This is a genomic window from Ligaoa zhengdingensis (assembly GCF_014384885.1).
In the GTDB taxonomy this organism is placed as follows: Bacteria; Bacillota; Clostridia; order Oscillospirales; family Ruminococcaceae; genus Ligaoa; species Ligaoa zhengdingensis.
Map to the genome: position 1 here is coordinate 1 of NZ_JACRST010000098.1, position 694 is coordinate 694.

A 694-nucleotide genomic window follows, 5' to 3' on the forward strand; every position below is an offset into this window, starting at 1 on the left:
CCATGCTGCGGGGCTTCATCCCAAAAGAAGGTGCTGACTTGCTCACTCATGGAGTACAGCTCTGCTTTTCTGCGCTTTTTCCGTTCCTCCGATGTATTGAATCCAAAATAGAATCTGTTGTCCATCCACATTCCTCCCGGAATAGAAACCAAGGCTATCCGCGTTTCAATTCAATGCTGACGTTTCCGTTCTCGTCGATGGTCAGCGTCATGTGCCTGATGTGCTTCTCATAGAACTGCCGCCGCTCTGCGGGAGACATTTCGATCCTCGTGTTTCGCAGAGCTGCATCAAACATATCGTTGACATTCAGGTGAACGGAGTTGTCAATCCAGCGGTACATCTCCTTGAACAGTGCGTTTTTCTTGATGTCCTCGCTGTTGCCGGAGTAGAAGTCATCCAGATAGCAGTAGAATATCCCGGATTCTGCAAGTGCTGCCTTCATATCCGGTCCGCATTTTTCCCTCTCAATCATGACAAGGAATCTGGCGTCCGGTAAGGAAGAAATCAGCCCCCAGTAGTCGGAATCGCTTGAGACGATGACGAAGGAATCCACTTGCTTCTGGTAGTGTTCCTGACAGGCTCTTGCGGTGAGCTTGATGTCTACCAGTGATTTGTTCTGCTTGATCCGCTCAATCATGATATGTTCAACGGGGATGCGGGTGTAGTTTTCAAGAATCCGCCATGCCGTAGCGGT

At 49.6% G+C, this 694-nt stretch carries 1 protein-coding gene; it reads right to left on the bottom strand.

The annotated features are described in order from the left end of the window. Window positions 1-154: 154 nt before the first annotated feature. The coding region (locus H8711_RS13865) for an NYN domain-containing protein (protein WP_346728227.1) at window positions 155-694 on the bottom strand (540 nt) is incomplete at its 5' end.